The sequence below is a fragment of the Streptococcus oralis genome (genome assembly GCF_001075875.1).
Classification (GTDB): domain Bacteria; phylum Bacillota; class Bacilli; order Lactobacillales; family Streptococcaceae; genus Streptococcus; species Streptococcus oralis_I.
The window spans coordinates 1-7,214 of sequence record NZ_JUOS01000031.1 but is presented as its reverse complement, the minus strand read 5'-3'; the positions used below and the strand labels follow the sequence as shown (position 1 = coordinate 7,214).

10 protein-coding genes and 1 pseudogene are annotated in these 7,214 nt (G+C 37.4%); 1 reads left to right on the top strand and 10 read right to left on the bottom strand.

Going from position 1 to position 7,214, the window contains the following annotated elements:
• The 6 genes and pseudogenes from ADM33_RS02070 to ADM33_RS02045 all read right to left on the bottom strand — a co-directional run.
• The coding region (locus ADM33_RS02070; RefSeq protein WP_049502960.1) for a DUF4261 domain-containing protein at positions 1 to 686 on the bottom strand (686 nt) is incomplete at its 3' end.
• 48 nt (positions 687 to 734) lie between these two features.
• The gene (locus ADM33_RS02065) at positions 735 to 1,232 is read right to left on the bottom strand and encodes a hypothetical protein (RefSeq protein WP_049502959.1); all 498 of its coding nucleotides are present in this window, start codon (positions 1,230 to 1,232) and stop codon (positions 735 to 737) included.
• Between the two features lie 10 nt (positions 1,233 to 1,242).
• Positions 1,243 to 1,797 (bottom strand): hypothetical protein, encoded by a 555-nt coding sequence (locus tag ADM33_RS02060; RefSeq protein ID WP_049502958.1) that lies wholly within the window; start codon positions 1,795 to 1,797, stop codon positions 1,243 to 1,245.
• Positions 1,798 to 1,814: 17 nt separating this feature from the next.
• A pseudogene (locus ADM33_RS11830) lies at positions 1,815 to 2,275 on the bottom strand (hypothetical protein).
• A gap of 39 nt (positions 2,276 to 2,314) precedes the next feature.
• A complete protein-coding gene (locus ADM33_RS02050) occupies positions 2,315 to 3,166 on the bottom strand; it encodes a CbrC family protein (RefSeq protein ID WP_049502957.1) in 852 nt (283 codons plus the stop codon).
• Between the two features lie 31 nt (positions 3,167 to 3,197).
• The gene (locus tag ADM33_RS02045; protein ID WP_049502956.1) at positions 3,198 to 3,704 is read right to left on the bottom strand and encodes a YfbM family protein; all 507 of its coding nucleotides are present in this window, start codon (positions 3,702 to 3,704) and stop codon (positions 3,198 to 3,200) included.
• Positions 3,705 to 3,823: 119 nt separating this feature from the next.
• Here ADM33_RS02045 and ADM33_RS02040 point away from each other — a divergent pair, with 119 nt between their 5' ends.
• Entirely contained in the window at positions 3,824 to 4,843 is a 1,020-nt protein-coding gene (locus ADM33_RS02040; protein ID WP_049502955.1) for a hypothetical protein, read from the top strand.
• A gap of 33 nt (positions 4,844 to 4,876) precedes the next feature.
• Here ADM33_RS02040 and ADM33_RS02035 read toward each other — a convergent pair whose 3' ends face one another.
• From ADM33_RS02035 to ADM33_RS02020, 4 genes are all read right to left on the bottom strand, one after another.
• Positions 4,877 to 5,683, bottom strand: a complete 807-nt coding sequence (locus ADM33_RS02035) for a hypothetical protein (protein WP_049502954.1) — start codon at positions 5,681 to 5,683, stop codon at positions 4,877 to 4,879.
• Between the two features lie 48 nt (positions 5,684 to 5,731).
• Positions 5,732 to 6,043 carry a hypothetical protein gene (locus ADM33_RS02030; protein WP_049502953.1) on the bottom strand — a complete coding sequence of 104 codons (312 nt, stop codon included), beginning with the start codon at positions 6,041 to 6,043 and terminating at the stop codon, positions 5,732 to 5,734.
• A 38-nt stretch (positions 6,044 to 6,081) separates the two neighbouring features.
• A complete protein-coding gene (locus ADM33_RS02025; protein WP_049502952.1) occupies positions 6,082 to 6,402 on the bottom strand; it encodes a hypothetical protein in 321 nt (106 codons plus the stop codon).
• A gap of 81 nt (positions 6,403 to 6,483) precedes the next feature.
• Positions 6,484 to 7,214, bottom strand: a 731-nt coding sequence (locus ADM33_RS02020; protein ID WP_049502951.1) for a DUF4300 family protein, incomplete at its 5' end; no start/stop codon positions are given.

The window sequence follows — 7,214 nt, the reverse complement described above, 5'->3', positions numbered from 1 at the left end:
ACATCACTGCCTAAAACATACTGAAGAATAGACAAGAGGAAATAATATAAGTCATCGCTATCCATGACAGAATCAATGATTTCGATCTCAGTTTTTCCAAACTCTTTCAAACCATAAGTGTAAATACTAGTTTTATCTCCCTGGTTGATAATTCCCATATAAATCCAGAGTTGAAGAGGAAGCAGTTCTTCTTTCAAAAGATCAGCTAAGTCCAGATAAAGATCTTTGGGCAAGAGCAAGGTGGTAGAACCCTGATAAATACCAATAGCTGATTGACTAGTTTTTAGGATAGAGGCATTGACTTTAGTTAATAAGGAATAAGTTTCTACTGGCGAAAGATTGTCAGACAAAATAGAAACAATGGCGTGTTGTGTGTGCTCCTGTGTTTCCTTCTCAACATCCTGCCAGAGGTAAGAATAGGCATACAATTCTTCAAATTCTTGACTTGGGATAGGAAGATCCATCAATGCCAAAGCAACGAGAGCACCATCAATCACAAAGGTTGCACTAGAATCATCCCCAGAAACTTCAGAAATTTCAAGCCCCCAATGAGATTTCAATTCCTGAACAACTTGGTCTAAAGAATAGGCCTGCTTGCCTTTGAAGAGGGGCATGGACAAGGTAAGGGTCTTTTTCTTCTCTGTATTCTCTTTTTTACCAGTAAATAGTTTTTTCAAAAATTTCATAGGACTTCTCCTTTTTTACATATCAGTTGGGAAGCAAAGCTATCTTGGTCAAAGTGAGTCGAGATACCAAGTTTCCTCATCCTCAAAACTGTAAAATTTCTCATCAAGTAGCCAATTTCCATCCACCAATTTAAGTACAAACTGATGCTTCATTTCTAAAGCTTCTTGGTAATGGGTGATGACTCTTGCTTCTTCAGCTTTTGTCATGATAAAATCGACAGAAAAATCATTCGTTTGAACATAGTTATACTCACTTGGGGAGCCATAAGAATTCCGAACTCCTCCTTCCAAGCATTTTTGAGTCACTCGTCCAGTTAGAAGTTGCATTTGCCTCTGAAAATAGTCATCCATAAGTTCATTCCACTTGGGATGAAGTTGATTTGCTGGGATACCAAGGCCTTCTTTTTCCTTATCCAGTGCTCTGTTTCGCTCAAAAATTTCCTCTTCTAACAAGGTTAAACTTTTAAGGATATCAAGCAATGGTGTAATGATTTTTTCTGCTATGGCTTGATATTTTTCAGGGGTATTTTTATAGTTCACTCTCATGATAAACCTCTTAATTCTCCTGGATTAATTGCTTTAATTCTAAGTCTGAAAGTTTTCCTTCCATGTAGAGTTTCCTAAGTAAATCTTTATCAACTGTAATTTCATAATAGTCAGTCACAAACTCATGAAATCTCTCAAAGCTATCAAAAAGGTATGAAAGCAACCATTCTCCACCATCCTGATCTTGGTAAGTCTGTTGATGCACTTGACCGTCGTACCAGATAAAGAAGGTTGTTTCATCTTTTTGGTCTTCAGAATAAAGTGAGAGATACTTTTCATCCAGACCTTTATAAAAATCATCAATGACGTCTTGATCCCACTCGTCAGCAGCAAACTGGCTTAAACCACTTTCATGATCAAAACCTTTTATAAGGATCATTTTATCAGTCAAAACCACATCTAGAGAATCACCAGAGCCATTGTCGATAAGATAACGGATGCCATAGTCTTCCTCAGTTTTAAACACGAGTCTGAGCCAATCCTCACTTGGATCGGTCAGATACTCATCAATGACTAGCAAGGCATCTAATCGAGTCTTTATCTTGTCCCAATCAATCTTTCTCATCTCTAAAAACCTCCATCTTATTCTTGCGATTTATCAAGATCACAAGCCCTATAACGAGCTGTTAGATAGCCTGAAAGGCTAATCTGAGGGATATTCCACTCATTAGGCAAATAAATTGAACAATCTACCTGATCACCTAGAGGGGAACTTGCTGAAAAGACATATCTTCCCAAATCCTCATTATTAGAATTTCTTTCAACTAGACTCAATCTGCTAGCATTGAACCGGTCTTTGAACAGTAACCAGATTTGCTCGACATCTTCGTTTAATAGGGAGACTTTCAAGTTGTAGCTGATTCCGACCCTACATCTTTTTTTAATCCTGACTCATCAGCTTTACAAACTTTTATCGATCCCTTATCATACTGCCAGTTATCACTATCTAATTGGGGAAATTGAACAGATAGATTGTCTTTAAATCCCTGCATAGTATCTAATAAATCTTTGGAGGCAGCTTCGAATAATTCTAGTTCTTCCATAGTCTTCTCTTAAATTTTCATAGCTAATCACATTTCGATTTAATCTGCATCAACCCAGATCTGGTATTTTTGACAATGGAGACATCTAAACAAATAACCACAGATAGGCCCGTCTTTGACCAAGTAGTCTTCTATCTCTTGATATTCTTCACGCGCTTCATAGTCTGCCAAGACTTGCTCAGCGATTCCCATATCCTTCAATTCTCGAGTTCCAACTGTACCCAAGTAAGCACAATAATCTTGGCAACAAGACAGCCAATATTCTCCCTGCCAACTAGAGTAGCCTGGGGTCTGACAAAAAAGCAGCTGATTCTTTTCTGGATCCAATTCACCCTGCCACTCGGCATCTTGGACAAATTCCGCATCGAATTTCTGAGCTGCTAGCCCATTTGCGATGCAAGTTGGGCAAAGATGTTCTATCTCTTCAATACTATAGGGTCTAAGAGAATAATAAACATTGCTTTCTTTCCCACAAGATGGACAAAGCTTGGCTTCTCCTTCAACAAATGAACCTGTAGCCAACGGATCTGGATGATAGATAAAATGTGGCAAAGACTGTAATAGCCTCTGTCTTTGCTTCTTCTCTTCTTTTCTTAGAGGACGAGGAAGGGCAAAACGATCGCCATGACTCTGACTCATTTCTTGTAAACGGCTCAGTTTCTTTAGCTGTTTTCGATCAGGTTTGTCTAAGATTTCGGTAAATAAGCTATAGGCACTAGTGTAGAGACCCAATTGTTCATGGAGGTCAACTAAGACTTTTTTAGCTTCTAAATCCTCAGACTTAGCTAATTCATCAGCCAAATCATAGAGTGCCGCAACACTGGAAGAATTTCCATCTTTAGCATGATATTCCCTTGTCCGGGTGATATATTCTTGTAAATATGGATTCATTGGACTACCTTTCTAATGGAATATAAAAACCTTAACAAATAGTGACCAGGACATTTCCATTGAGCTCCAGAATCTTTTTGTAAAACTCTTTCATATTTACAAAACTGATTCGAATTTCATCCTTGATTTCTTCCTCTTCCTCAAGATAATCCCAAATATCAGGATATAAGTCGGCTTTCTTACATGCTTCCATACTAAAGTCTGCCAAGGCTTTGTGCATGTCAAAACTTTCTAGAGCTTCTACGATCTCGGCTATCTTGTTTTTTTCAGTATAGGCTATGTACTCAGACACTTCTTCTAAAGGAGTCACTCCTAAAACCGCTTCTCTCAAGGGATTGTCATCCAAAAATTCTGAACTACTAAATCCTGTCATGACAAAAACCAAGGCATCCCACATTTTGTCAATATCTATTAAGATATCATGACTATCAGCGGAATCCTCAGCAAAATCTAACAAGTCATCTTCTTGATTGGAAAGACCTTTTATTTGATCTAATTCATCGTCTGGTAAATATTGATAATTGGCAATCATTCCCATGATTTTACTCCTTTGAATCAGTTAGTATTATACGGATATTTCTAGCTCTATTTCCCTAGAAAATGCTATAATGGAGCTAAGAAATTGTTTTATTGAATGTTAAATAGGGGGAAATAGTAATGTTCACTAGTATTGTTTTGGGTTTTTATGCTCTTTTCTTTCTATCCTTGTCCTTTACTATCTATCTCTATATCAGACTTGTAGTTGCAGTCAGACAAGGGAAAGATGTCCCAAAATGGGTCTATAAACTCGGCCATGCCATTCAAGGTAGAATTCACGTTGACTATGAAGAAATCACTGATGCTAATGCTCTTAAAGAGATTCATTGGTTCTTTCTAATCTATCTAATAGTAAATCTCCTCGTATTGGCTGGCTTCTACTATCATGGTAATAGCTTTCCTCAAGCCATTTATGAATGTTTCAAGAAACAATTTTTCATCGTACTTGTTAGTATGGTTTTAAAAAGTATTGGTAAATTTGTTGTACTGGCTATAAGAAAAAACTTTCATAACAGTCATGTCTATGCATCAACCAACGCTTTTATCGGGGCAGCTTTTTTAACGAGTTATGTTTTTATGTTTTGCATGATGATGAGTGGTCTTCCGGCTCAACCTGTTCCGGTAACCATTCAAGATACCACTGTCATTATCGGGGAAACCAAGGCTTCCGAGCTTTTGGACCAAGGCTTTACCTTTGGAGATAAAGGCGCAGAGAGCTCCATCACCAATCCCAAAAACGACCACTTCTACTACGGTCAGCTTCTCGAAGTCAAGCGGGATGATCAGTCCTATGGCTTTATGAGCCTTACTCCTACGGGAAGAGATACTGATCAGCTCAAAAACTGCGTCATCACCTATTACAGAACACCTAAGGATAGCAAGCAACTAGAAGAAATTTCCATCAATCATATCAAGCTAGCAAATCTCAAACTCCAAGATTTTCAAACACGAAAATTAATCGATATCTTTGAAATCAATCCTGCTGATTATAATGTCTCTGATAAGGATAACAACTTTATCCTAACCATCCAAACAGCAGATTACGACCTCTGGAAAAGATACCGTATTGAAGCCAAGTTTAATATAGATGGTTCCCTAGATAGTTATGGTGTCAGAGCCCAACATAGCATGTGGGAATGATTCACCCCTTATTTTCCTCTTATCAGATAAACATTAGACCGAAAAAATATCGTCAACAAGTTTATAGGTTTCTATGAACCGAAGGCCAGAAGAGCCTTTATCTCTAGTGATTTCTTCATAAATATCTTCTAAATTTTGGGCAGGTGCCAACATCCAAAGACTAAAAGGTCTAGCTTTCACCTGTCCAATTTTTTCAATATTATCTAATAATTGCCCTAAGTCTTTGTGATTGAACCAGCAATCTGTAACCAGAGCAAACTTTGTATTGTCCATCTTACAGGAGATATGACTGGTCAAAAAATCATCGATAGTGGGCTTTTTTGTTTGTAAGAGGCGCGTGCAAGCCAAATGGTACTCAAGCTTTCTAGGACTCTGCTCAATCATAGATACAAAAACAAGACCATACTCATCTTGGAACTTAACAGCAAGAATATCCCCTTCTTCAAAGTAAGGTTTGCGTTTGGTTTTGACTTTAGGGACCTTTAGAGGCCTAGGATTTTCAGTTTGCAACTGGATAGCAAGTTTATCCAAGACCTTTTGCCTTTGCTTCAAAGCCTTTGGATCTATTTCTAACCAAAATGGATCAGCCCCTTTTTTGATAAGCTCCAAGGTTTTGTCTCTGATGTCGTCTGTCAGATGACCAATCTTCCACAACGAGTAGGCAAGAGCAGTCCAATAAATTTCTGTAAAAAAGTCTGTTTGACAGTAATCTTTTTCCGCATCGAGGATATCCTTGATAATATTGGCTACATGATCACCATCTCTATAGCGACCAACTACCTCATTGTAAATGTCATACCCTTGATCACTGTCAATGATTTTAACGCCATCAATAGCCATTCTCAACTCCTAATGCTCAATCGACATCTTATTTCTAAATCTCAAAACTTATTTAATCTTATGCTTGTTCATTTTCTCTTGGAAAATATCTGTAAGAATTTGTCGCAATTCTTGAGCTTCCTTTTCAGGAAGTTGGCCTTCTTGTTCAGCTACAGCGTACAACTCTGGATATTCGAGTGAGATTCTCTTAACAGTACGTGTAATGGCATGTTTTCTAATAAAAAATGGAATCCGTTTAATCATATCCTGAGGAATTAATGCGATAATCTTATCGGCAGTTTCCTTATCGTTCAGCTTAGAGAAAGTTAGGCCCTTTTTAATCATCTCTTGTTCTTTCTCTGTAAAATCTTTAATATCCATTGTGTCTCCTTGTAACTATTTTATTTACTACTATTATACTATTTTTTTAATTGGTCGAATGAAAAATCTCTATAAATCCTCTCTTGCCCAAGAACGGAATCTGTTGTAACAGGTAGTTTTTTCAGCAACTCTTGGATATCAATATCTTTGGGAAGAGGATTCAATTCTCCCAGACTATTTTCCTGAAGATGTGCTACAAAGATAAACTCTCCCTTTTCCCAATCCATAGCACAATCATTGATAACATCTACTGGCGACAGGTCCAGCAGTTCTTGCTCTTGCGCTATAAACGTTTCGTAGATCAACTCAAAAATAGCTTCCTTATCAATTTTTACAACTCTTAATGTATGTTCATCCATGCTTGCTGTCCTCTAATCATATCAATTTAGCTATCATTCGATTGGTAACTTCTTATCCCACTCTTTAAGCAAATCATCCTTTTAGAGTTGAATCCACTTATCATTATCCATAATAAATGGTTTCGCTAGACCTTCACCTGTATAGTTTTCGTATTTTGTATCTAGATATTTGTAACAATCTTCCTTGGTCGCAAATTTGATGGCTTGATAAGGCTCCTCAAAGGTTAACTTTTCGACAAAAAGGTAGCCATCCTCACTTGGTACAAGTATCCCAACATGACCGATAAAGAGGAATTGACCATCCAAGTCATCATGAACTACAACAGATAGCATTCTTGCATTTTCATTAAACTTGAATTGAGAAAGGAACTGTTCCATCTTAGCTGCATGAACCTTAACATCTGTCGTCGCTTCGGTTTTGACTCTTGAGAATAAAATATCAAAAGCATCCTTGTCTTCTGCACCAAAGACTTTTCCCTTATCAATAGCATCATTATCGACAAACAAGAGGGAATCATCTTTCTCTAACTGAGGAATTTCGATGGAATTTTTCAATAAACAATAACTGTTAATACGACAGTTGGTACCTACAAAATCACCTTTTTTCGGTGTCCAAAGATTGCTTATCTTTTCTACGTCATATTCAGTCTTTGTAAATGTAGAAAAATCTCCAGCTAATCCAACTGAACCAACAGTATTGTTGTAATCATTGACAAGATTGAAAAATGCATCCACACTGTCCTTATCCAAATACGCATCCAAGGCTTTTCGAACTTCTTGTGCACTCGGTTGATTGTTCAAATTGCTATAAG